The organism is Bradyrhizobium guangdongense, assembly GCF_006483445.1.
Classification (GTDB): Bacteria; Pseudomonadota; Alphaproteobacteria; order Rhizobiales; family Xanthobacteraceae; genus Bradyrhizobium; species Bradyrhizobium guangdongense_A.
The window spans coordinates 1-1,297 of the sequence record NZ_PPPT01000333.1; the positions used below are offsets into that span (position 1 = coordinate 1).

The 1,297-nt window shown below is 68.5% G+C and carries 2 protein-coding genes; one reads left to right on the forward strand and one right to left on the reverse strand.

The features are described from left to right. Positions 1–839 (forward strand): FAD-dependent monooxygenase (locus C2U70_RS32585; protein ID WP_140982872.1); only part of this gene is annotated, 839 nt, incomplete at its 5' end. Here the strand turns inward: C2U70_RS32585 and C2U70_RS32590 are convergent. Beyond that, on the reverse strand, positions 836–1,297 hold a 462-nt coding region (locus C2U70_RS32590), incomplete at its 5' end, for an AEC family transporter (RefSeq protein WP_186294603.1). The two genes, C2U70_RS32585 and C2U70_RS32590, sit on opposite strands and share 4 nt — an antisense overlap.

Here is a 1,297-nt window from a genome sequence, read left to right on the forward strand (position 1 = left end):
CGCTGGAGCAGCGCGCGGCGGAATTGCCGAACCTCGCGCGTTTCGATGACGAGGCCGAGAGCGTCGTTCCCGAAGCCGACAGCGTCGCGATCCGCACCAACGCCGGACAATTCCTCAGCGCGCGGCTCGTGGTCGGCGCGGACGGCCGCCACTCGCTCTGCCGCGAGGCGGTCGGCATCAATGTGACGCGGCGCGAGCTCAAGCAGACGGCGCTGACCTTCAATGTCGGCCACTCCCGGCCACACCGAAATGTCTCGACCGAGTTCCACACCCCGCACGGCCCCTGCGTGTTCGTGCCGCTGCCCGGCGACCGCAGCAGCATCGTGTGGGTCGCGGCACCCACTGAGGCCGAGCGTCTCCGCGCGCTTTCCGATGAAGAACTCTCGGCGGCGATCGAAAAGCAGTCGCACTCCATCCTCGGCCGCATGAATGTGGAACCCGGGCGCAATCTGTTTCCACTCGCGATCGAGCGCCCCGACGCGTTCGCACGCGACCGGATCGCGCTGATCGGCGAAGCCGCCCATGTGGTTCCCCCGATCGGCGCGCAGGGCCTCAATCTCGGCCTGCGGGACGCTGCCGACATTGCGCGCCTTGCCGGCGACGCGATTCTGGACGGCCAGGATCCCGGCGCACCCGACGTGCTGAAGCGCTACGACCGGGCACGGCGGCCCGACATCGTCAGCCGCACCTTCGTGATCGACATGGCCAATCGCTCGCTGCTCAACGATTTCCTGCCGCTGCAGCCGGTACGCGCGGTCGGCATGCACCTGCTCGGCGCGATCGGCCCGTTGCGTCGGCTCGCGATGCGCGAGGGCCTCGCGCCGACCTGGCGGCGCTAAGGAAAGGCCAGCCGCCCGGTCTGGATCAGCCACATCACGCTGGTCAGCGTGACCACGGAGGCAAACGTCCCCAGCAGCACCGCGACGGAGGCGGATTCGATCCAGGCATCGTTTTGCCGCGCGATGACGAACACGTTCAGCGCCGGCGGTAGCGAGGCCATCAGCACGGCGGTCGCGGCCCAGGGCTGCGCGAACGGCCCAAAGGCGAGCATCAGGCCGAGCGCTGCAAGCGGATGGACCAGAAGCTTCACCGCGATCACGCCGGGCACCTCCCACGGCACACGATCAAAGGGCCGCAGCGCGACCGTGACGCCGAGCACGAACAGCGCGGTCGGCGCCGCTGCATTCTGCAGAAAGGTGATGGTGCGATCGAGCGCCACCGGCAGCTCGATATGCAGTGCCGCGACAGCCGCGCCAAAACAGGCCGACATGATCAGCGGGTTGAGCACGATCTGCTT